Source organism: Cellvibrio mixtus subsp. mixtus J3-8, from assembly GCF_000766945.1.
GTDB lineage: Bacteria > Pseudomonadota > Gammaproteobacteria > Pseudomonadales > Cellvibrionaceae > Cellvibrio > Cellvibrio mixtus_A.
This window is the reverse complement of the sequence record NZ_KN266207.1, coordinates 1,304,646-1,327,211: the sequence shown is the minus strand read 5'-3', so window position 1 is coordinate 1,327,211 and position 22,566 is coordinate 1,304,646. Positions and strand designations below refer to the sequence as shown.

At 43.3% G+C, this 22,566-nt stretch carries 17 protein-coding genes; 8 read left to right on the top strand and 9 right to left on the bottom strand.

Annotation, left to right across the window (positions count from 1 at the left end; translation table 11 throughout):
- The first annotated feature begins 329 nt into the window (after positions 1 to 329).
- From A596_RS10550 to A596_RS10515, 7 genes are all read left to right on the top strand, one after another.
- Entirely contained in the window at positions 330 to 557 is a 228-nt protein-coding gene (locus A596_RS10550; protein WP_039914239.1) for a hypothetical protein, read from the top strand.
- Between the two features lie 743 nt (positions 558 to 1,300).
- Positions 1,301 to 1,741 carry a hypothetical protein gene (locus A596_RS10545; RefSeq protein ID WP_039914237.1) on the top strand — a complete coding sequence of 147 codons (441 nt, stop codon included), beginning with the start codon at positions 1,301 to 1,303 and terminating at the stop codon, positions 1,739 to 1,741.
- Between the two features lie 46 nt (positions 1,742 to 1,787).
- Positions 1,788 to 2,165 carry a DUF7674 family protein gene (locus A596_RS10540; RefSeq protein ID WP_039914236.1) on the top strand — a complete coding sequence of 126 codons (378 nt, stop codon included), beginning with the start codon at positions 1,788 to 1,790 and terminating at the stop codon, positions 2,163 to 2,165.
- A 158-nt stretch (positions 2,166 to 2,323) separates the two neighbouring features.
- Positions 2,324 to 2,743: a hypothetical protein gene (locus tag A596_RS10535; protein WP_039914234.1), complete on the top strand. Its 420-nt coding sequence runs from the start codon at positions 2,324 to 2,326 to the stop codon at positions 2,741 to 2,743.
- A gap of 722 nt (positions 2,744 to 3,465) precedes the next feature.
- Positions 3,466 to 3,876 (top strand): zinc-ribbon domain containing protein, encoded by a 411-nt coding sequence (locus A596_RS10525; RefSeq protein ID WP_152600140.1) that lies wholly within the window; start codon positions 3,466 to 3,468, stop codon positions 3,874 to 3,876.
- Positions 3,877 to 4,005: 129 nt separating this feature from the next.
- On the top strand, positions 4,006 to 4,440 hold the full coding sequence (locus A596_RS10520) for a DUF6174 domain-containing protein (RefSeq protein WP_152600139.1): 435 nt from the start codon (positions 4,006 to 4,008) through the stop codon (positions 4,438 to 4,440).
- Positions 4,441 to 4,588: 148 nt separating this feature from the next.
- On the top strand, positions 4,589 to 4,915 hold the full coding sequence (locus A596_RS10515; RefSeq protein WP_039914226.1) for a DUF2834 domain-containing protein: 327 nt from the start codon (positions 4,589 to 4,591) through the stop codon (positions 4,913 to 4,915).
- Positions 4,916 to 4,978: 63 nt separating this feature from the next.
- Here the strand turns inward: A596_RS10515 and A596_RS22085 are convergent, their stop codons facing one another.
- Positions 4,979 to 7,789 carry a glycoside hydrolase family 11 protein gene (locus A596_RS22085; RefSeq protein ID WP_052417386.1) on the bottom strand — a complete coding sequence of 937 codons (2,811 nt, stop codon included), beginning with the start codon at positions 7,787 to 7,789 and terminating at the stop codon, positions 4,979 to 4,981.
- A 682-nt stretch (positions 7,790 to 8,471) separates the two neighbouring features.
- Positions 8,472 to 9,401 carry an alpha/beta hydrolase gene (locus tag A596_RS10505; RefSeq protein ID WP_039914225.1) on the bottom strand — a complete coding sequence of 310 codons (930 nt, stop codon included), beginning with the start codon at positions 9,399 to 9,401 and terminating at the stop codon, positions 8,472 to 8,474.
- Between the two features lie 518 nt (positions 9,402 to 9,919).
- Between A596_RS10505 and A596_RS10500 the strand changes: the two genes are divergently transcribed.
- The gene (locus A596_RS10500) at positions 9,920 to 11,386 is read left to right on the top strand and encodes a family 16 glycosylhydrolase (protein WP_052417385.1); all 1,467 of its coding nucleotides are present in this window, start codon (positions 9,920 to 9,922) and stop codon (positions 11,384 to 11,386) included.
- Positions 11,387 to 11,441: 55 nt separating this feature from the next.
- Here A596_RS10500 and A596_RS10495 read toward each other — a convergent pair whose 3' ends face one another.
- The 7 genes from A596_RS10495 to A596_RS23130 form a co-directional block, all read right to left on the bottom strand.
- The gene (locus A596_RS10495) at positions 11,442 to 12,590 is read right to left on the bottom strand and encodes a helix-turn-helix domain-containing protein (protein WP_052417384.1); all 1,149 of its coding nucleotides are present in this window, start codon (positions 12,588 to 12,590) and stop codon (positions 11,442 to 11,444) included.
- A gap of 88 nt (positions 12,591 to 12,678) precedes the next feature.
- Positions 12,679 to 13,761 carry a glycoside hydrolase family 11 protein gene (locus A596_RS10490; protein ID WP_039914223.1) on the bottom strand — a complete coding sequence of 361 codons (1,083 nt, stop codon included), beginning with the start codon at positions 13,759 to 13,761 and terminating at the stop codon, positions 12,679 to 12,681.
- 461 nt (positions 13,762 to 14,222) lie between these two features.
- Positions 14,223 to 14,873: a GntR family transcriptional regulator gene (locus tag A596_RS10485; protein ID WP_039914220.1), complete on the bottom strand. Its 651-nt coding sequence runs from the start codon at positions 14,871 to 14,873 to the stop codon at positions 14,223 to 14,225.
- A gap of 512 nt (positions 14,874 to 15,385) precedes the next feature.
- Positions 15,386 to 18,049, bottom strand: coding sequence for a glycoside hydrolase family 3 protein (locus tag A596_RS10480; protein WP_235425671.1), 2,664 nt, complete (start codon positions 18,047 to 18,049; stop codon positions 15,386 to 15,388).
- A 79-nt stretch (positions 18,050 to 18,128) separates the two neighbouring features.
- Complete coding sequence (locus tag A596_RS10475) at positions 18,129 to 19,154, bottom strand: alpha/beta hydrolase (protein WP_039914219.1); 1,026 nt, start codon at positions 19,152 to 19,154, stop codon at positions 18,129 to 18,131.
- A gap of 410 nt (positions 19,155 to 19,564) precedes the next feature.
- Positions 19,565 to 21,250, bottom strand: coding sequence for a cellulose binding domain-containing protein (locus tag A596_RS22080; RefSeq protein ID WP_052417382.1), 1,686 nt, complete (start codon positions 21,248 to 21,250; stop codon positions 19,565 to 19,567).
- A 215-nt stretch (positions 21,251 to 21,465) separates the two neighbouring features.
- Positions 21,466 to 22,566: glycoside hydrolase family 62 protein (locus A596_RS23130; protein WP_268745682.1), on the bottom strand; the 1,101-nt coding region annotated here is incomplete at its 5' end.

Sequence of the window (22,566 nt, the reverse complement as noted above, 5' to 3'; positions counted from 1 at the left end):
AGGCGTATTTTCAGAGGCTTGAAAGTGTCTAACGAAGCCTGGGAAGTCCAATCATCTTTTTCAAAATTCTAAAACAGGAAAGCCTTTTGGTTGTACATGGGGGCCCGATCTTCAAAAAACTCCTACTGATATTTGGCATAAAATATTTTTTCCTGACTATCTTAAAGAGTTTACTTAACAAGTCGCTGAAGCATCACTACGCTTCGCTTCGTTGGACAGTTTTTAAGTCGCAGCTTTGTGGTTTTGCTGCGCAAAAATAATCCACAAAGCCACAACTTACGAACTGCCGTTGTACGCGGCGTTAGGCAGGTGAAATAAAGGAGTTTATCGTGGGGGCAAAATTTTGGGTAAAGCGGTTCTTTGTTGTTTTATGTGGCGCATTCATTATCATCTGCGGGGCTCAAATTCTAAAAGGAAATAGCTTAAGTTATTCTATAAATCAAGGGGGAATGTGGGCATTTATTTCAGCATCAGTTTTCACTATTTCCCGAATCTACCAAGCAGGTAGAGGGCAGTATTGTGCCATATGCAAAGACACGCCTGAAGTGAAAAAATAACTAAGCACAAAGCTGCGAGCGAATATCTTTCATTATTTATATTGCAAAAAGTTACTGTTTTATTTTTTGCTCGGCTAGGAATAACAACTGAGGTTCAGCTAAAACAATAAATGCCTAACAAGCAATCAAACGGATGGATTTTTAAGTTGCATTTTTGCCATTCTGCTTCGCGATTTTTTACGGAAAAATGCAACTTAAAAACCACCGTTTATCGCGGCGTTATGCAGGGAAATAATGAAGAAGTATAAAGTTATCTGGCTAGCACTATGCTTTACGTTAATGTCTTGCTCTACTGCCAGTCATAAGGAACCTATGGGCCTGTGTGAAAACCAAAATTCCCAGAGTATTAATCAGCACGTTTTGAACTCGGCGCTTATAAAATCCAAAAGTTGGGCTAATACCACTTATGGTAAGTCTTGTGTTACTTGCGCTGAAATATATTCAGTAGACGCGGAAAGTTTTACTCTACACATCACCAGTCCAGGTGATCTTTTAATTAACACATCAGCAACAATAGAGTTTGAAAATAAAACGGCAAAGGTTCTTAATAAGTCCATTTATCATTCTTGCCATGTTCGCTATAAAAATTAAGGTATAACAAAGTGCTGCAACCCACGCACTGCGTGCGCTGGACAGTTTGTAAGTCGCGGCTTTATGGTTTTGCTACGCAAAAGTAATCCACAAATCCACAACTTAAAAACTGCCGCTTAGCTCGGCGTTAAGCACTACAAGGAACTAGCATCGTGCACAAAAATAAATTCTTAATCGTCGCAGCAATATGTAGTGGAGTAGCTGCATTGCTACATTTTGGTTGCATAATCTTCGGTGGAGACTGGTATAGGTTTTTTGGAGCCGGAGAGCAAATGGCACAAATGGCTGAGGCAGGTCATATTTATCCAACAATAGTTACACTGGTAATTTTTACCCTGCTAACAATTTGGTCGCTTTATGCGTTATCTGGTGCTGGCATAATTTTAAGGCTTCCATTGCTACGTCTCGCGTTGTGCTTAATTGCTGCAGCATATTTAATACGAGGAATAGCTTTTATACCTTTAATGCCAATTTTCCCAGGAAATAGCCTTACATTCTGGGTGGTTAGCTCAACTATATGCTTTATGCTTGGTTTGCTTTATGCGTTAGGTATTCGCCAATCCTGGGCATATCTCGGCAAAAAAAATGCTTAACAAACCATCAGTTTATTTCAGGGTTAGAGTGTCGCAAGGAGTTGTAATGTCACGAGATAAATTTTGCGAAGAAGTAAAAGCTAAATTTTCCGCAATATCTGCCAAAGCGGATAGAGAATATATTCGTCAGTGGGGTGACTTCGAAACCGATCTATATTCGTATAGTTGGTTTGAATCTCTGGCTAATGCGTTAAATATTGAAATGGGCAAAGGTATTCCACCCAAAGATCATCAAGATTTGTTTTCATTCGTCAGCAATGGTTTTCTAAAAGGTGACGAAGATACAAAGAACGCAATTGACGTAGCATTTGTTGAAAATTTATTTTGGAATGTGTCATCAAGCGCTAGTGAGTTATATTGGAATACTTTGCCAGAAAACCTGAAAGACCTATACTTGAATTTTCACCGGAAAAAGCCTTATTAAATTTTTACATTTTTTCATTGTGGATTTTTAGAAAAATTCTAACAAGGCAATCAAATGGACGGTTTTTAAGTAGCATTTTTGCCATTACGCTGCGCTCCATTATACGGTAAAAGTGCTACTTAAAAACCACCGGTTATCGCAACGCTAGGTAAAAGAGAATGAATAATATTAAAAATTCGACTTTAATTGCTTTGGTAATTTTTTCATCATCTTTGTTTGCGCAAGGAATGCATTATTTTTCAATTGAAAAAATGCGTAAGGATGTCCGTGAAAATTATGCGGAGGTTATGGCGGGCTACAAATGTGCTGCAAAAAAAATGATGGAAACAAACAATAATATTGGCGGGGAGGCATTAGCTGCCTCATTTGAATCTTATCAAAAGCTTCTTGAGACGCTGGATAAGGGAGCTCCAAAAAATACAATAAAAGAGTTAACTTATAAAAACTTAATTTTGTATTCTGAAATAGAAAAGGCAGCGTCTAAAGAAAGGGCTGATATAGCTTTCTCCATGACTTGCTTAGGTTTTGGTTTTCACTTTCAAGGTATAAGTATAGATGCTGGGAATGAGCCGCTATAAACCTAACAACATGTTCCAACACCGTTCCAGCGCTTCGCGCTTGCGCTCGACAGTTTGTAAACAGCGCATTTAAAGAATTGCTGCGCAGAGTATATCGTAATGCGCTACTTACAAGCTGCGGTTGAACACAAAGTTATGCAAACGGAGAAAAAATGTATACATTCTTATACTACATACTAAATTTTTCAGTTGTAATTGCATGTCTTCTGCCATTATGTATATGCCTATATGAAACCAGAAATCATGCAGTTAATAGGAACTGGGGGTTGTTTATAGCATTTTGCTCTTTAATAATCGGAGCTATTGAATTTGCTTGGTTAAATAATGGGCTTAACTTGATGTCGACGGCATCAACACAATCAGATTCTGAGTATGAACTTAAAATAAATATTGTTAAAACATTCGGAATATGGGTTTTTGTACTGCCGGCAATTTACCTGGCAATTAGTGCCAATTTATTTACTCATTTTATTATCACCAACAAATCAAACAATGAATAACTAGGTTTTCCAACACAATTCTGGCGCTTCACTCCTTCACTCGATAGTTTATAAATGGCACATTTAGAGAATTGCTGCGCAAAGTTTATCGCGATGCGCTACTTACAAGCTGCGTTTGCTGCGCAAAAGTATTCCACAAAACCACGACTTACAAGCTGCTGGTGTATGCGGCGGTATAGGTTTTGGCACTCTTTAATATTGTGCTAACTAGAGGTTCTTTTTTTGGAAAGTATATTAATTGACAGGGCTCGATGGTCTAAATCTAGCCAGCGTTCGCAGGGTAGTCATTATAGCTCAAACGCTATGTATTATGAAAATATTTCGTATTTATGTGTGATGTGTAAGAATAAAAGTATTTTTTCTGCTGAAGATCAGAAATTTTCATACGAGGTCAAAAAGCAATTTATTTGGCGCATCCCAACTCTTTGCCATAATTGCCACGAAAACCTCACTAGGCTTCTTTCCAAAGAAAGAGAGTTTCAAAAATTGTGGAATGTAAACCGCGAAGAGATGAAGCTCAATGTCAGCTTCCTTAAGGATTGGCTAAATACAATAAAAGAAATACATGCACATGGCAAAACAACAAATTACACTATGGTTGCTGGCATTTTAAAATTGCTAAGAGCAACCTAGCAACGCGCAGTAGCTCGCGTACTTCGCGCACAGGACAGTTTTTACATCGCGGCTTTATGGTTTGGCTGCGCAAAAGTAATCCATAAAACTACAACTTACAACTGCCGTTATACACGGTGTTAGGTAAATATGAAAATTACCATCTTCACTTTGCTATTTTTTAGCTGTTTTGCATTTTGCTCTGAGTTATCGCAGAGCCAGCTAACTGACCTGAAGAAAAATTGGCTTTTAAACGAGCCAAAATCATACAGGTACACGCTAATGCATGGAGTTGGCCCCTTCGGTTATACAATAGAAAAAATAGTTATCCGTAACGGAAAATGTACTGCTCGTTCTCAGTTTATTTTCGGTAAGCGCCATCCTTGGAAAAAAAGCTCCTGTGAGGGCCATACAATTCATGAGTTAATTACCTCTGTACAGGAACAGGAATTAAAAGGGGTTTTTAGCTCTAAAATTCTCATTCATGAAAAATATGGTTTCATATCAAGCTATTCTGCAGATCCAAAAACAGATGCTTCAGATCAAGATTGGCATTTTGAAGTTTCAGGCTTTACGGTAAATTAAAGCCTGACAAGGTGCTGCAGCATGGGCACTGTGTGCGCTGGGCAGTTTTTAAGTCGCAGCTTTGTGGTTTTGCTGCGAAAAAATATTCCACAAAACTACAATTTAAAAACCGCCGCTTAGCTCGGTGTTAAGCCCCGCTGGAGGTAACGTGCAAATTATCTACATACTTCTCTGTATTGCTGGCGCGGTGTTGCCTCTCTCTCAGTTCATCCCCTGGTTTTCTGCACACGGTCTCAATGTGCCGCTTCTGTTTCAACAGGCCACATCAAGCCACATTCCTGCATTTGCTTGGGCAGACGTTCTCGTGTCTGGCATTGTTGTCGCTATATTCGTATTCGCCGAGGGTAGGAGACATGCTATGCGCCACCTATGGTTGCCATTGTCTTGCCTTGCAGTTGGCCCTTCGTTGGCGTTGCCGCTTTTCTTACTTCTGCGGGAAAAGCACTTTTATAACGCGTCAATAAAAATCAATTAAGAATTAAAATGAAAAAATCTCCACAGTTAAACTGTGGAGATTTAAATCATGCAAGATTAAAAACTAAAACCCTTTATGTTTGGTTACCCAAGGTCCACGGCACAACCGGCAATTGTTTCCAATAAACATTCCTTTGCCGGAAGCCGTCAAATCATCTTTCAACATCCAGTTTAACCAGCCCACAGAAACAATTCCGAATTCGCCACCGTTATCCTGGAAATAAGCATCGCCGTGGCCTTGAGGGTAGTTGGCGTGATATACGGGGACATTATTCACTTCGCTGTATTCTTGTAATCCCGGATTGTAAGCAACATCGCGCGAATCTCCGTTAAAAATTGCGATTGGAGAGTGGAAGCGTGGGTAATAATTAAATCTATCTCCATAAATACCGAGGCCACTGTTTAATGCGACGGCGGTATCCACACGTGGATCTACCGCCGCGAAGTGCGCCATGCCGCCGCCACAGGACCAACCCATAGTTGCAATTTTTTCGACATTTAATTTGCCGTAATATTGGCTACACTTGCGACTGTTTTCTTTAACCGCCCAATCGATGGCTTTGACCAATTCCGTTTCATGTTGGTCATTGGAGCCAGATCCAAATGGTCCTCCGTTCGCAATTACCAAATAACCATTCGATGCAATTTGCAACAGGAAATCAGCTTGTTCGGTGCCCACATTTGAACAAGCGCCATTACCCCATACCACAATCGGAATATTATTAGCACGGCTCAGGTCCGGGCGATAAATCGTGTGATTGGGCAAAGTCTGTGTTGCATGTTCAATGGCGTAACCAAAAGCACCCGATGGTGGATTCTTTTGTTCTTGCCGGGTAACCGCTCTGTTGTAATCAATTGCAGTGGGCGTCTGGCGATCAGCGGTGCTGCATTCCGGTTCGGTTGAGCCAGTGAAGGTGCCACCATCGCTCGAATAAATTGCAAAGCCGCTGAGTGTGCCGTTATCAATTTTGGATGTGAGGTTGATAGTCAGTTTGCCATCGGTTACTGCAATATTATTCACTCGTTGATCGTAAGCGGTGTCATGGCCAGCAACACTGTATAAATCAAAATCAGAAAGCACGGGTTGTCCTTCGATGCTGAGATTAAACGAGCGCGCGCCAGCGGCGTTGTGATAAAGCTCGGCAAAATGCAACACTACATTATAAGTCGCATTGCTTACTGGAATTTCATAGCTGTAAGTACCGTAACGTTCGGATTGATAAAGCGCATCTTCAGTTGTACCGGCAATGCCATCGGCGACAGTTTGTGTAGTGCCACCGGAAGCAAAACGATCAGGCTGATAAATAACACCATTCAATGTTGCAGCGGATGAATTTCCCGCATTGATTGCATACACAAATGTTTCAGCAGCTCTTGAGCTACTGGAATTGCTTGAACTAAAAATGCGACTTGAACTTGATGAACTGGTAACACTGGAGGAACTAATCACACTCGATGAAGAACGCGATGAACTAACGGTGCTTGATGAACTTTGTGGTGAGCTGGTCGTGTTGCAAACCAATCCACCCTGATTGGTTGGCTGGGTATTGCATGTCGCATTACTGATACAACTTTTATTATTTTCCCAACCCCAACCATTTTGGGTGGTTACGCAGCTTGGATAGACAGTGCCATACCAATTACATTGGCATTGACTGCCGCTGCTGCTCGTAGTGACTGTACTGCTGCTGGTTACTGCAACGCTGCTGCGCGTACTGCTTGTGGTGTTGATACTGCTGCTAACGCCGACACTGCTGGTGATGCCACAATTTCCGCTGAAGCAATCTGTGGTAGAGCCAAATCCAATAACACCGTTGCAGTGCATCAATTCACTGTTACCACCGCCTCCGCAAGAACCGTTGGCGTAAAGTGCAGTGTTATACGTCATATCTTCGGCCTGGCGAATTTCGCCATTCACTTGCAGGTAATCGACTTGTACATCGCGATCACCTGAGTCATTGTCGTATTCAACGTTGATATCGCCTGATGCGGTTCCGCTGTAAACATAATTTTGATAACTGGTCGTTAAGGTCCAGCTACCAACATTCACTCCGCCTACCTTGAGATAAATATGTTCCGAGCCAGTAACACCGCGCGCACGAACGGTGATACTACCGGAACCACTACTGGTAACAGTGCTGCTTGTACTCGATGAATTAATTGCGGTGCTACTGCTTCCGCCGTTGATGCTGCCTTCGCTAACAGTGATGTCGGAGCTACCACTACTTTGGTAGCCTTCAGTAGCTAATATCTGGTAATCATGGTTACCCAGGTTTAATCCCTTGCTCGCCCAAAAATTTGCGTGGTTGGCAAATGTGATAGTGCCGGAAATATTTCCAAATCCTTTCTTTGGGTTGCGCACACTGAAATATTGATAAAACGTTGCATTGCCATCAATGGACGGTTGGTTAACGCGTTGGCAACGACGAACGTTATAAGTCGCACCGTCACTTTGGAAACTACCGTAGTCAGTTCCACCGGAACAACTGGCCGGGTTGTAGGAACCGTAACTTTCAATCACGTAGTATTCAATCAACGGGCTTCGCGTCCAGCCATAAAGTGCGAGATAAGTATTTTGGTTATTACTGCCGCCGTAATTTCCGCTGTAGCTAATCACCCGTGAGCTGTTACCTGGCTTCCAGCCTTTGCCACCAACCCAGTTATTGGTGTTGTTATTCCATTGCGATGAATAGCGTCCGCCGCCGTACAACGTCATGGTTGCACTACCGGAATCTTTCCAGAATGAATAAAAAAATCCGTTATTGGTCCCTGTGGAATTACTGCTAAGCGTTTGTGCATTTGCTGTTGCCGAACACATGGCAGCGAGGCCAAGAGCCGCAAGGCCCATCAGTATTTTACCGTTGATAAAATTCATTGTGGCTTACCTCCATAAAAAACAAGAGCGTTAAAATTCAGAATTAATGTCATTACTGATCTCCGAAGAGCCTCCGTCCGATAAGGAAAAAGGGAATATGTGCGTTGATGCATCATGCTTGTTACAAGCGGATGTTTTTTTAGTTAGGAGTCGGACTGCTGATGTTGTGATGTTTCAATTGCTTTTATAAAAATCCAGTTGCCAATATAAAAGACCAACTGATGAACTGCCGTTGGACGTGTATCCCGACCAGGGATAATTTTAGATATTGTCTGCTTATATGGATATTGAGATTTTTGTCAAACGCGTCTGTTTAGCAAACTGGTTCTAAAAATTGGTCATGCAAGCTATGTTTTTTTGAACTGGTTCTACTATTTATCTGCCAGTTGAGGCAAGTTGATATCGTCAGGAAAAAATTATTTATATTTAAACATTGGAGTGTAATTTTTTATTTTTAAAGATAATTTGTTTTTTGCTGTTGGCGAAAGGAGTAACTAAATTCTATTTGGTTGGTTTGGATGATGAGAAATAAAATTAACTCAAGTGATAATTGCCCGGTAATTATTTTTTAAAAGGAATGTAAGAAAAGGGAAATGGCAATACGGGGCGTAATTAAGTTGGTTTTATTAAAAGAGATAATGGAGTTCGCTTGTATAAAACGAACTCCACCAGGGAGATAAACTTATGGTTTAAGAAGTTTGTTGACCTCAAGCCAATACATAAACGCATCAAACCATTTGTTACTGGTACGGTCAGGATTACCTAAACCAAAACCATGCCCACCGTTTTGATAGAGGTGAAATTCCACGGGAATTTTGGCGTCATACCATGATTTTATTAAACCGGTTTCGCCATGGAACAGGAAATCATCAACTGCGATAGCAACAAATAGTGGCGGGGCATTCTTTGGTACCTCAACCGCATCCATGCCGCCGTAGATAGGTGCAATAAAAGCCAGGCTTACTTTCTTCGATTGCAGGGTCGTCGCCATGGTTAAGCCCGCTCCGGCGGAAAAACCCATCATACCGATCCGCTTCATATCCACATTCCATTCTTTCGCGCGGCTTTTGATTAACGCATATGCTGCTTCTACATCTTCCAGTTGGTTTTCAAGGTTTCCGCGCGGCCTTTTGGGGGGCGTTTTATCGTCTGACTGTTTTGCTGCTTCCGCAAAACGTTGGTTCATTTGTGCTTCAAATGCTTCCAATGTTCCCGCAGTAGGTTGTAACCGATACTTCAACACAAAAGCATTGATGCCGCGCGCGGCGAGAGCTTGTGCAACTTCCCAACCTTCATTGCCCATAGAGAGCCACATGAAGCCACCACCAGGTGCCACTATGACACTGGTGCCGGTTGCTTTTGCAGGATCAGCCAGGAAGGGCGTTAATGTTGCCTTTGAAATGTTTCTCGCCATCGGGTCTCCCCATTGGCGAAACCAGGATTCTTGTTCCGGTTGATTATCAACACCGCCCGTATTCAATGGTATGGCTCCGGGCTCTTGCGGCGCTTCAATCGGATACATTTTTCCATCTTGTGCAAACGTTATTGTGCTGGTTAATACAATTAATACCGATGCAATCAGTTTTGAAAAAAGCGTGGATTGCCAATGCATAAATTATCTCCTGATGTTGATTTTTTGAGGCAAAGCTACAACGCCATCATGGATGGAAATGGTGATATAGCGTTTGTTGGTGCGCTTGCGCAAAGCCCGATGTGTTGTAGTGAATGTTGGATCGGTTTTTACACAAAAAACGGGAGTGTTTGCTTTTATATTTCTTAAATAGAAGATCGCGAGCCAATAAAAAACACAAAGTGCCAAGGATGCGATTATCTGGATATATTATATTACAAATTTTACGAAAGGCGATGTGTAACAAGGCAAAAGCCGATTGCCATCAGGTAAAGAATTTTTAAGATATGTTGAAACTGCGGCCCGGGTTCTCTGGCTGGCCCTCATTTCAATCCATTTTTTCTTGATTCCCATTATCTCCGCGAAAATGTGACGGCATATTCCCGCTGTTTTGCAAAAGTGGGACAAAATCACGGCCCGTTTTTTTGTAAATTCCCTGTGTTTTAGCGGTCAGAAAAACATATCCAAAATCCATCCACAATAAACATAAGGAGTACACCATGTTTGATAAACGATCCATTTATTCCCTGGTAACCACGCTGTGTATTTCAATAGTCAGCATTGGCTATGCCGCGGCAAAACCTTATAAGGGTGCGGAAATTTACAGCGCTGAATCGACCAAGTACGGTCGCTATGTTATGCGTATGCGCATGGCTGAGGGGAGCGGGCTGCTCTCGACTTTCTTTACCTACAAAAATGGTTCTGAAGTGTCGGGCGCAGTGTGGGAAGAAATTGATATTGAAGTGTTAGGTAAGAACGATGCTTATCAAATGCAAAGTAACATTATTGTAGGCTCACCGCGCCAAACAACAGAAGGCTTGCATACCGCGTCGCAGTCTCTCGCGGATGATTACCATACGTATGTCCTGGAGTGGACACCGGAATACGTAGCCTGGTTTATTGATGGTCAGCAAGTGAGGAGGATTAACGGCAGCAATTTTGTGACGGGGCTCGTAAATCCACAGAGCATGCGTTTCAATATCTGGGCATCGACATCGGAATCCTGGGTGGGTGCATTTAATCCGTCCATCCTGCCGGTTTACCAGTTTGTAAATTACATGGAGTACTACTCCTACAATACCAACTCAAAAACCTTCACATTTTCCTGGCGCGATGATTTTAATAACTTTGATACCAATCGCTGGAGTAAAGCGGATTGGACCTTTGATGGAAATTATGTGGACTTTGATCCTGCTAACGTTGTGATCCAGAATGGAACCTTAATCCTTGCGTTAACCACGGAAAATGCCAAAGGTTTTTCCGGTACGGTACCGGTGGACGGTAATGCCAGCAGCCGATCAAGCAGCAGTGTGGTTTCGAGTAATCGTTCCAGTAGCAGTACAGCGATTACTAGTAGCACTGCTACTAGCAAGAGTAGTGTGGCCAGTTCATCAGTGGCGTCGAGCAATCCGAATACCACCGGCGGGCAATGCAATTGGTATGGCACGCTTTATCCGTTGTGTACGAATACTAATAGTGGTTGGGGTTATGAAAATAACAGAAGTTGTATTTCGCGCAGTACTTGTGCGGCACAACCAGCGCCATTTGGAATCGTTGGCGGCAATAGTTCGGTCGCATCCAGCTCGATTCAAAGCTCCATTGTTCCATCGTCATCAAGCAGAAGTTCAATTAGCTCCAACGCATCTTCTGTGGCCAGCTCAATTAGCACGGGTGGATTAACCTGTACGGCGAAGGTAGTCAATAATTGGGGCAGTGGGTACCAATTGGATGTCGTTATTAACAATGGCGGAACTACCACTGTGAACGGGTGGAACCTAACACTAACCTTCAGTGAAAATCCGCAGCGCACCGGTGGCTGGAATGCAACTATTGGCGGATCAGGTAATACGGTGACTGCGAGTAATGTCAATTGGAATGGCACTATTGCGCCGGGGCAATCGACCAGTTTTGGTTTGCAAGGTAACCACGACGGTTCCTTTGTTGTACCGACATGCAAAGTGAATTAAAAAATAATAATACCTGAAATTTAATGGTTGCCTGTGCTACTCAAGCAGGCAACCATTACGCTGTAGCCGCGCAATTGGTTTTCATTGACGCCGATAACTTGCGAAACTCCGTTGGTGATACCCCGACTAAACGGCTGAAGAAACGATGAAATGCCGATTTACTGTTAAAGCCCGCCTGCATATAGATTTCATTGATAGGCAAATTAAAAAATTGCGCATCTGACAATAACCTTTTGGCTTCGTTAATACGATAGAAATTAATATATTCATTAAAGTTTACATGGAAGTGCTTGTTAATCAGTGCTGAAACTTCGCGATAGGGAAGGTTGATATGCTCCGCCAGGCGCTCAATATTCAAGCGCGGATTAAGGAATATTTTTTCTACTTCCATGCTATAAACAATTTTTTCAACAATTTTGCTCTCGGTATTTAGTTCCGGAAATGTTTTCCTTGCGTCTATATTGATAGATAGTTGTTTATTAGTATTTATAAGGCTATAGACCAATAGTGCGCTGATAAGTCCCGACGTTATATAGTTATCCAGGATACCAAATTTATCCGCAATAGATGCTCCCAGGTAGAACCCGAGCATATGGGTCCCTAATGACCAGCCCCAATTAATCAAAGCTCCCCATACTAAAATATCCAGCCATAACAATCCGGATGAAGGGTTTGAAGACGCATTTTTAAAGCGCTCGCGATACTGATGTACTTTATGTGCAGCCATTAGTGCATAAACCAGGGGAATTATTTTTACCGAGTGCCATTCATAGAACGATAAAATCCGAGTTAATTTATCACCGTATAAATGCATATTGCCCGTGTTGTAACTGGTTATTGCAAGCACTAGAAAATAAATAACAATAGGCATTAAATGAAAAACGTCAAAAGCTTCAAAACGATATTCTGGCGCAATAGTAGTGGCAACGTAACCGTAGAGCAGTGGGCCCTTCAGCAACAGCGAACCGAATAAAATGTAAGGGATAACGTAGCCATCTATTAATGGGTGTATTTTTATAGTGGGTTGCCAAAGTAGCAATACTGCGCCGACACCAATGGCAATATCGATTAAAAAAACCAACAGGAAATACTTCGCTATCTTGTTTTTATCGGGAGAGAAAAATTGAAAAATGGCAAGGAGTAAACATAATGTGACTGTTATAAACAGGGCAACATCGTGAATATTAAACAGGGAAAGTTTCATAACTGAATGCTCTTGATTAAAAAGGGCAGGTGATCCTTACCTGCGCCTTTTTTCAAAATACATCAACAATGGTGTTAATCAAGCAGTGTTAAAGATTGCCGTAACCGATAGCCCCATTACAATGCAACCATTCGCTGCCACCATTGCCGCCGCCACACGCATTATTTTGATAAACGCCGGTGTTATAGGTCTGTTGTTCAGATTGGCGAACAGAACCATTCACGCTGATGTAATCAATTTGTACATCACGGTTACCACCGTCGTTAGTGAATTCCACCAGGCTACCACCTGACAGATTGGTCGTTGCGGTGTAGTTGTTATAGCTGGTGGACAAAGTCCAGGTTTGTACTGCCTGGTTATTTACCTTGAGCGTGATGCTTTCACCACCGGCAGTTCCGCGCGCGCGCACCACAATGGTTTTGCTTCCTCCAGTTGATGGTGATGAGCTTGAGCTGCCGCCGCCATTATTGCCACCATTATTGTTGCCTCCTTCGCTAACAGTAATATCGGAATTACCGTTACTTTGATAACCTTCTGTCGCCAGTACCATGTAGTTGTGGTTACCTAAATTCAGGCCTTTACTTCTCCAGAAATTTGCATGGTTGGCAAATGTGATGGTACCGGAAATATTTCCAAACCCTTTTTTAGGATTTCTCACGCTGAAATATTGATAAAAAGTTTGGTTGCCATCAATTGATGGTTGGTTAACGCGCTGACAGCGGCGGACGTTGTAGGTCGCACCATCACTTTGGAAGCTGCCGTAATCAGTTCCGCCGGAACAGCTGGCCGGATTGTATGAGCCATAGCTTTCAATGACGTAATACTCAATCAGCGGACTTCTGGTCCAGCCATACAGGGCAAGGTAAGAGTTTTGGCTATTGCTCACACCGTAATAACCGGAATAGCTGACAACTTTTGAACTGCTTCCAGGATTCCAGCCTTTACCTCCTACCCAGTTGTTAGTGCCGCTATTCCATTGAGATGCATAACGGCCGCCGGAATGTAATGTCATCGAGGCATTGCCCGAATCTTTCCAGAAAGAATAATAAAATCCGTTATTGGTACCCGTGGAATTGCTGGTAAGTGTTTGTGCATTTACAGCAGAGACACCCAATGCCGCTGCACAAATCAGTGAAGATAGAATGGCTTTTTTATTAATAAATTGATTCATTATTAGACTCCAGGTTTTTAGCCTTATTACCAATGCAGCCTGTAGAGGAATAAAGACCGGTTAGTAGTGGCTCCGGGTCGCTATCCTGCCAGCGACACAGAGGTATTACCGAATTCCAGATAGGGGGTCATTGTTGTAATTAAATCGATCCGCAATTTCGATATTGGTCTGTATACCGCAAGCCTGGGCAGCTAAAAACTGATTCGCTTTAAGCACTCATAAATTACCGCTGAAAAATATTATCTTTAAATTAGCAATGGATAATAACATTCAGGTAACTGTGCTGCTCGCTAATTGGCTTGAGGTATTAACAACTGATTTAACAGGCACCAGATAACAGGTGTCGATTATTTAATTTTTTCTTTTATAATTTTTATTTAAATTTTTAACTTACTATTAAATTAAGAAAATTTTATAGTTATTGTTTCTGCCGGAATAACCCTGTTGCATTAATAAATGAATTACTTGAATAAACTTGGATGACATTTCACTGCCATATTGGCGTACTTCTCAAGGGTTACAGAAATTTCGCAAATAGCTTTAATCGATTTTTCCGGTGCGCCAGCTAACATGCCATCCAGGACTTTACCATACAGTTTGGCAATCGCGATATAATCCCCACGCCGCCCGATTGATAGCCTAAGTGTCCTGTCAATGTTCAGTTTTTCTTTAAAAATAATTTTATTTAATCGCGGAAACCCATTTAATCCTGAGAGTGTAAGATAAAAATTGTGGTCTGCGTTAAAGAAATCTGCATCAGAAAATACAGTTCCATTTTCAAAAGCTGTTAAGCTCTCTCTCAGCTGGGTTATTGTTAATTGTTTTTCAATGTGCTGCAAATTAACATCTTTCACTACCGCAATTAAAATAGACCTAACGATAAAAATCGAATCCAGGATATTGCCCAAATCAAGTTTGCAAATAGTGGTACACCGTTGAGGAATGATTTGGACTAATTTATCTTGTGCTAATAAGCTGAATGCTTCGCGAACTTTGGATCTGGGTGTGCCCAGTTCTCTGGCTATATCCATCTCGGAGAAATTTCTGCCCGGTGCATATTCCATGGACGCTATTTTGATTTTTATGAAATCGTAGATGGATACACTTTGCATTTTATTTCCAGATAATAATTTTTATGCTGCACTGTCAAGCTGCAAAAATAATGCAGTATATTAAAAGCTAACTGCATCCAACGAAGTAAACTCATGCAATTCGAACCCGGCAAACCTATCTTTTGGTCAAAATTACTATAATTAAAACATACAATATTTTTATATGGGTTTCAACAAACAAAAATGATAACTGCCTTAAATTGATGAACTAGTATGTTAGTAATACCAGTATGAATTCGATTACATTCTTATTTGAAAAAAGCCGCTTTTAAATAGAGAATTTGAAGGCCTATTTGTTTAACTAGAATGATCGAAGAGGGTGGTCACACAATTATTGACGGCTCAATTTGCAACGGCGTTTTGAAAAAAAATTTGAAATTATTTTTGTGGTTTTTAAAGATTAATTTTTTATGATTTATTGATAAGGAAAGATGGCAGAGAATGGAGTTTTTTATGGCTATCAATGGAGCGCAGTAATTCCCGTGTCCAACATATGAACACGGGAATACTATCTAAAGCGCTTTGCTTTGTTGGATGACCAGATTTACTTCTTTGCCTGAAGCGGCTTGCAGGCCTGCTCGCTGAACAGGTTGGCCTCCACCTACCCATAGCGTTACATTGCCGGCAACCAGGGAGCGTTGGCCATCCATGTTCACCGTACTCAAGCTACGATCATCCAGGGTGAATGTGATTTTTTTGGTTTCACCTTTCGCGATATGAATTCGTTCAAAACCAACCAATGTTCGTACGGGTGAATTTTCGATGTCTTTGCGCGCCGCATAGAGTTGAACCACCTCGTCAGCATCCATCGCACCAGTATTGGTTATATTTACTGATAGTGTTACAGAGCCCTTGGTATTCCATTGTTTTGGTGAGATTTTTACATCGCTGTAACTGAACTTGCTGTAGGAAAGTCCGTAACCAAAGGGATATAAAACTTCTCCAGTGTGATAACGGTAAGTGCGATTAGCCATAGAGTAATCACTGAATGCGGGTAATTGTTCAAGCGATTTATAAAACGTCACTGGCAATCGGCCCGCAGGGCTATAGTCGCCAGCCAACATTGATGCAATCGCTTCACCACCTTGACCGCCGGGATACCAGGCTTCAATGATTGCTGCGGCTTTTGCATCATCCTCATTAATTGCCAGTGCGCTGCCATTCATTAATACAACAATGACTGGTTTTCCTGTGGCATAGAGTTTGTTTAACAATTCGCGTTGAACAAGCGGTAACGATAAATCGGTGCGGTCGCCTCCGCTAAATCCTGGCAGCGGCACTGGCATTTCTTCGCCTTCTACTTGGGCAGTTAATCCACCCACAAATACCACCGCATCAGAATTTTTTGCGGTGTTAATAGCTGATTCCACGTTAGCATTGGAGGGCAGGCTCCACACTAATTGCTCGTTGCCTTGTTCGCCGCGCTGGAAAGCTTCAATTTTCAAGCGATAAATTTTTCCTGCTTCCAAATCCACTGCACCACTGGCAATCACCGGTCGCCAATCCACATTCCAGGCATCAATGATCAATCGATCATTGACCCAAATGCGATATCCGCCATCAGCCAGGTAACGCAGGCTGTAGGTGCCAGTCTCCGGTGCTTTCAAATATCCGCTCCAGCGAACAGCGCCGCTTGCTACTTCATTCTTCCACTGCACACTCGCATTAGTATCTACGCGTTTATGTGCGGGTTTTTTGTCGAAATTTTTATCGGAAAAATATTCTGCATTCAAACCGGGTTTTCGACATCTGGCATCTATGCATAATGCTGTCGTTGGAACCGGTGCCTGTATCGGGTCAAGTAGCCCTGTACCTTTGTCGTAACGAATATTGGTTTCACCAAAACGCGCGCGCAATCCTTTTAATGCCGTTACCGGTTGTGACGGGCTGCCATTGTAATTACCCACTAATGCTTCAACGCTGTCTGCATTTGGGCCAACAACTGCTATCGTTTTTATTGTGGACTTTAATGGTAATAAACTGGCTTCGTTTTTTAATAGCACTAGCGATTTTTCTGCCATGGTACGCGCAAGCTGGCGATGCGCATTTGTGTCATTGTCGCGCGCGGTAATTTTTGGAAATACAGTGGTGCGTGGATCAAATTGACCGAGGCGCATTCTTGCGGTAAACAAACGAACTAATGAAGTATTTATCTGCGCTTCTGTAATCAAGCCTTTTTTTAACGCACTGCGAATATTATCGGCTTCATTGGCATCGCCACAAATTAAATCCATTCCCGCTTCAAATGCAGCCTTGACACCTTCTTCGGGGGATTTTTTATAGTGGTGGTTTGCGCTGTGATAAATGTCAAAAACGGCACCACAATCAGATACCACAAAACCTTTGAAGCCCCATTGCTTGCGCAATTTATTTTGCAGTAATTCATCGTTAGCGCAAGCCGGTACGCCGCTTACGGCGTTATATGCACACATTATCGATTGGGCATTTCCTTCGGTAATCGTTGCGCGAAATGCCGGAAGATAAGTTTCTTCCAAATCTTTTGCGCTCGGGTGGATATCATCGCGATGGCGGCTGGCCTCAGGCCCGCTGTGAACAGCAAAGTGTTTGGGTGTTGCCACAGTTTTCAAATAGCGCGAATCATTTCCTTGCAGGCCTTTCACAAAAGCAACGCCAAGGCGCGAGGTCAGGTGCGGATCTTCCCCGTAGGTTTCCTGGCCGCGACCCCAACGCGGATCGCGAAAAATATTAATATTAGGGGACCACACGGTTAATCCGCCAAACCAGTCAGAGCCACCAAACCGATGTTGTTCCGCGTAATGCTTTGCGCGGAATTCAGTACTGATAACATCTGCTACTTGCTGCATTAATGGTTCATCCCATGCAGCGGCCATGCCTATCGCCTGAGGAAAAACAGTTGCTTCACCGAGTGCAGCTACACCATGCAGGCCTTCGTTCCACCAATTGAATTCACGCACACCAAGGCGCGGAATAGCAGGCGCGTCGTTAATCAGTTGTGGAATTTTTTCATCCAGTGTCATACGTGACACCAGGTCCTGGGCACGCTCTTCGAAATTGAGCGAATTATTTTGATAGTTGGGCGTTACCTTTGGTGTCTCTGCATACGTGCAGGGAACAAAATACACAAGGACAGAAAATATAAAAATTGATCGTGATATTTTCTGTCTACGATTTAATTTTTTGGTGAATAGAGCCATGATTGATGTTCCATTGATTTCGTGATTGAACCTGCACCCGTGCGCGAGTAAGCAGAAATAACATTAACGAATAATCGATTTATAGTTGGAAAACATCATTCAGGAATTTAACCATGTCAGTCACCGTGGGTTCGGAAAGCTCCTTGAAACAACCCTTGTTATAATCATTACATCCACTGTCTAAAAAACCGTGACCCTTGCCTGCATAGATTTTAAATTGTACCGGTTGATTCAATTTTTTTAGTTGCTCTACATATGCAGTTGCACGTTCCGGTGTTGTAAGTTGGTCCAGTTCTCCGACCAATACAAACTGTTGTGGCAATGCATATTCTTTTTTATCAACCAAATATTGATTGGGTGAAACAGCTTCATAGTAATCGGGGTTATTTTTTAAATTAATTTTGTCACCAAACATGCCGCGTGGTGTGGCGTTGCTCCATTTCCAGAATGGGTTACGCTCTGTCTCAAAATCTCCCTGGGCGACCTCAACCAGACTGTATCCGGCATAGCTCAAAATAGCTGCCTGGATTTTCAAACCATCTTTGCTGGCGATTTCCTCGGCGGTTACATCATTAGGTAAATACGTTGGTTTGAAGCGCAGCGGTTTTTTATCAAATCCATCGCTGCCCAGATTACGCCCGGCAACAGTAACCATTGCGGCCAAATGCCCGCCGGCACTATCGCCTGTCACCGCAACCTTATTTGGATCACCACCGTAACGTTTAATGTTGTGTTTAACCCAAACGACTGCTCCCAATGCATCTTCAACAATTTCATTCACGGTAGTGGTGTTATTCACATTGGAAAGTAAACGGTAATTTACGTTTACTGTAATGATGTCAGTGCGTGTGGCGATGCTGTTAGCCAAATCGGTCATGATAGATTTGTTGTTGAGTAACCATCCACCGCCATGAAAAATAACCAATACAGGTTTATCTTTGGTTTTTGTGGCGGGTATAGCGATATCCAGGGTCAAATCAAAATTTTTGGGGCTGGCCCAAACAATATCGCGAAAATGTTTAATTTCATGGTTTGCTGCGAATGCCGTGGAACAAAATGAAACAAAAATTAGCGTAATGACCGAATAAAAAGTAAAACGACGCATTGTTATTTTCCTATTTAATTGCCAGGTTCTTATGTTTATGTAATCTGATGCAGGATGTTGGAGTGGATGCCTCGGTACAGATCATGTGGTCATTATTACTATATGACAAATAAAGCGCAAGTTTGATCTATCAACTTGAACGTCAAAAACCATTAACTTTTAATAAAAACACGCGCAAAACCACTAAAAAAATGAAAAAAGCCCGGCTGCAAGCCGGGCAAGTCCAGGGGAAGATAACGCTGATTTTTATCAGAATTGTCTGATAAAATTCCAGGCCTCTACAGGAATCCAGCTTTCAGGCTGGCCTGCGTCGTGTTGTGATGGCCAATGACCACCATCGAATGCACACCAACGCACCGGATAACCTGTGGTGCATCTTTTTTATCACTGTTGCCTTTGCCTCACGGCAATTAGAACCGATTAAAGAAGTTCCATGCTCCAGAGCTATAGAATGACGGCTGGGTATGCCCACCGTTGAACGAACACCAGACAACAGGTTTACCCGCTGAGCAGTTTTGGTACTCCACACAGGGAGATGGCTGCACCGGCACAGTCGTGTTAGAGCAACCGTTAGCCCTGAGATAAGCATCACGGGCTTGACTACCAGAGCTATGGCTTACCACAGTGTCGCTAGTGCCGTGCGCAATCCAGGCCGCCGTCGCTGAACCACTATCCACATGAGGCGTCAAGAAGGCACCTGATACTGGCGCGATAGCACGGAAGGTGGTTGGCAACTCGCGGCCCACCGCAAATGACATCATGCCACCGTAACTCCAACCGGTAGAGAAGACGCGACTTTCATCGATACACAATGATGACTTCAATTGGGTCAACATCGACCGCAAGAAAGCGATGTCGCGGCCGTTTTCATTCGTCCAACCGTCGGTGCCGGCGGCACGATCGGGCGCCACGAAAATCGCACTGTTATTAGAGAGGCTTTTCATGCCGTAATAGCCTTGACCTACAACATCGTTCGCACTACCACCACGCCAGTGCCAACCAAAGACCAACTTGTAGGGATTGTTCTGGTTGTAGTTGCTCGGGATATCCAATACGTATTCGCGGTTCAAACCATTAACGCTAATGGTACGACGGCCATTGGTTAATTTAGCGGGGGCACCACAGCCAAGAGAACCGGCACCAGATGACGAACTGCTAGAGACCGAAGATCTGCTCGACGCGACAGAACTGCTTGAACGTGGCTCGCCAGTGACGCTACCGAAATTGATGTAACCTTCGCAATGCAACCATTCGCTGGGTGCACCGCCACCGCAACGGTTATTTCCCCAAGCTCCGGTGTTTTCTGCCTGCTCTTCTGCTTGACGGGTTACACCGTTAACGTTGACGTAATCGATACGAACATCGGCATTGCCGCCATCATCATTGGTAAACGCCACGACGATGTCGCCAACCAGATCCGTTTCTACCGTGTAACTGTTCATGACGGTGCTCAACGTCCAGGACTGCACCTCAGTACCACCTACGCTGAGAGTGATGGATTCGGTCGCTGTTGTGCCAAGTGCACGCACTGTAATAGCGTTACGAGCACCTGTCGGAACAGATGAAGCGACGCGTGACGATGAACTTAATGCAACCGATGAACTGATTCGTGATGAAGACACAACGGCTACTGATGAACTCGAACGTACTGAGCTGACCGGCGAGCTACTTGCGACAGAACTTACTGGAGCCGCTGAACAGAGGGTTCCATTGATTTGCGGGCGCTCGGCAGTATTGCCGTTTTTAGTGCCCTGGAATCCAAACGAAACCGATTGGCCTGCTGCAATGCTGCCATTCCAGGACATATTGGTTGCTGTGTAGGGATTGCTGCCAGAGACATTGGCATTCCAGCTGTTAGTTACACGATTATTAGCGTACTGCCAATTCACGCTCCAATTATTCACTGTTGCGTTGGTGTCATTTTTTATAATAATGCTGGCCACGAAACCATCCGACCATTCATTATCTATTTGATAGGTGCATGCTGCTGATGCCGTTTGTGCTAACACAGCGAGCGCAGCACCCATCGCAAGATTTAGTAATGGTTGTTCACTTTTTTTCAACCGCTGCGGGCCACGGTAATTCAATAAGTTCATTGTTTCTCTCCTTAACAGAGGGTATTAGACAATCGCGACAACGAGAAAATGATCGCGATACCGAATTTGGGGTTAGCTGACGATAGTTAATTTTTTATTGTTATTCTTATTCGTTGACGAGCACAAACAACTAACAAACTCGTCGGTTGGTGAAGGTCAAATCCCCGCCCTGGATCTACCAAAGCGGGGAAGTAACGAGTGGTTAGCCGCGAAAATTATTTCTTCAAGCGCAGCAAGCCAAGTTTGTAAGGAATGGTGTTGTAATTACCGTCTGGGCTAGGACCTGCTTCACCTTGATACAGGAACTCTAAATTACAAGGATCAACAGTCAGACGCTCGTCGTAACCTGAACGAATCAATTCACCATGACTAATACCGTTAGCCCATTTACCCGTTGGCCACTCCACGTTGCGATTACCGGCAAACGGATTCGCATCGGTATCAGCAAGTGCTGTCCATGGGCCATCCAAACTGGTTGATGTCCATGAGCGGAACATGCGCGGACCACTTGGCCATGCTTCAACCATTAATAAATATTTATTTTGACCATCGAGTTTGTACACATTCGGTGCTTCAAATAAATATTGGTTGCCATTGCCGCGATGATCTTCCATCACAATCGAATAACCGGAGAAGTTGGGGAAATTGCCAATGGTGGTTTTAGACATGTAGAGCACACCGTCATCGCGCGAGAAGTACAAATAGCAATGCGTGCTGTTACAAATCACCCAGAAATCCAACGCGCCAGACGGCTCGCCTTGCAGCAATTTCTTTTTCGCAGTCCAATTCGGTTTACTGATATCGTCGGTAGTTGAGTAAGCACCGGCCCATTGGGTAATCAAATACCACTTATTATGTGGACGGAAGTAGAACACCTGTGGCGCAACACTATTGCCTACAGTAGTGCCGTTCATTGAGATATGTGGCGCTGCTTGAGCGTTATTCCAATCGGTGAAGCTGGTGTACATGGATTTGTAAGCGGTATCGTAGTAGGTCGCGTACACATGATAAGTGCCGTTATATTTCACCACTGACGGATCTTTAATGGATTTCCAGTTGGCATTTTTCGGGCTAATCAACGGCCCGGTAGAAACCCATTGCAAAGGTGCTTTTAAATCACACACTTGACCCGAGCTGCTAGCGCTTGAACTACTGGAACTGCTGGGCACTTGGGTGACTTGTCCACCGATTGCAAAATCATCCGCGTAGTAGCTGATAGTCGTATCAGTTGCTTCGATAATGAAATGTTGGAAGGCAGTACCGGATTGTGTGTAATAACCTTCCAGCAAACGCCATTCATTTGCTGATGCAGTAAG

What these genes read in the sequence shown, in the direction of transcription:
- A596_RS10495 (WP_052417384.1), bottom strand. Translation starts at nt 12,590, where the DNA reads ATGAAACTTTCCCTGTTTAATATTCACGATGTTGCCCTGTTTATAACA.
- A596_RS10480 (WP_235425671.1), bottom strand. Translation starts at nt 18,049, where the DNA reads ATGGCTCTATTCACCAAAAAATTAAATCGTAGACAGAAAATATCACGA.
- A596_RS10505 (WP_039914225.1), bottom strand. Translation starts at nt 9,401, where the DNA reads ATGCATTGGCAATCCACGCTTTTTTCAAAACTGATTGCATCGGTATTA.
- A596_RS10535 (WP_039914234.1), top strand. Translation starts at nt 2,324, where the DNA reads ATGAATAATATTAAAAATTCGACTTTAATTGCTTTGGTAATTTTTTCA.
- A596_RS10475 (WP_039914219.1), bottom strand. Translation starts at nt 19,154, where the DNA reads ATGCGTCGTTTTACTTTTTATTCGGTCATTACGCTAATTTTTGTTTCA.
- A596_RS22085 (WP_052417386.1), bottom strand. Translation starts at nt 7,789, where the DNA reads ATGAATTTTATCAACGGTAAAATACTGATGGGCCTTGCGGCTCTTGGC.
- A596_RS10520 (WP_152600139.1), top strand. Translation starts at nt 4,006, where the DNA reads ATGAAAATTACCATCTTCACTTTGCTATTTTTTAGCTGTTTTGCATTT.
- A596_RS10490 (WP_039914223.1), bottom strand. Translation starts at nt 13,761, where the DNA reads ATGAATCAATTTATTAATAAAAAAGCCATTCTATCTTCACTGATTTGT.
- A596_RS10485 (WP_039914220.1), bottom strand. Translation starts at nt 14,873, where the DNA reads ATGCAAAGTGTATCCATCTACGATTTCATAAAAATCAAAATAGCGTCC.
- A596_RS10540 (WP_039914236.1), top strand. Translation starts at nt 1,788, where the DNA reads ATGTCACGAGATAAATTTTGCGAAGAAGTAAAAGCTAAATTTTCCGCA.
- A596_RS22080 (WP_052417382.1), bottom strand. Translation starts at nt 21,250, where the DNA reads ATGAACTTATTGAATTACCGTGGCCCGCAGCGGTTGAAAAAAAGTGAA.
- A596_RS10500 (WP_052417385.1), top strand. Translation starts at nt 9,920, where the DNA reads ATGTTTGATAAACGATCCATTTATTCCCTGGTAACCACGCTGTGTATT.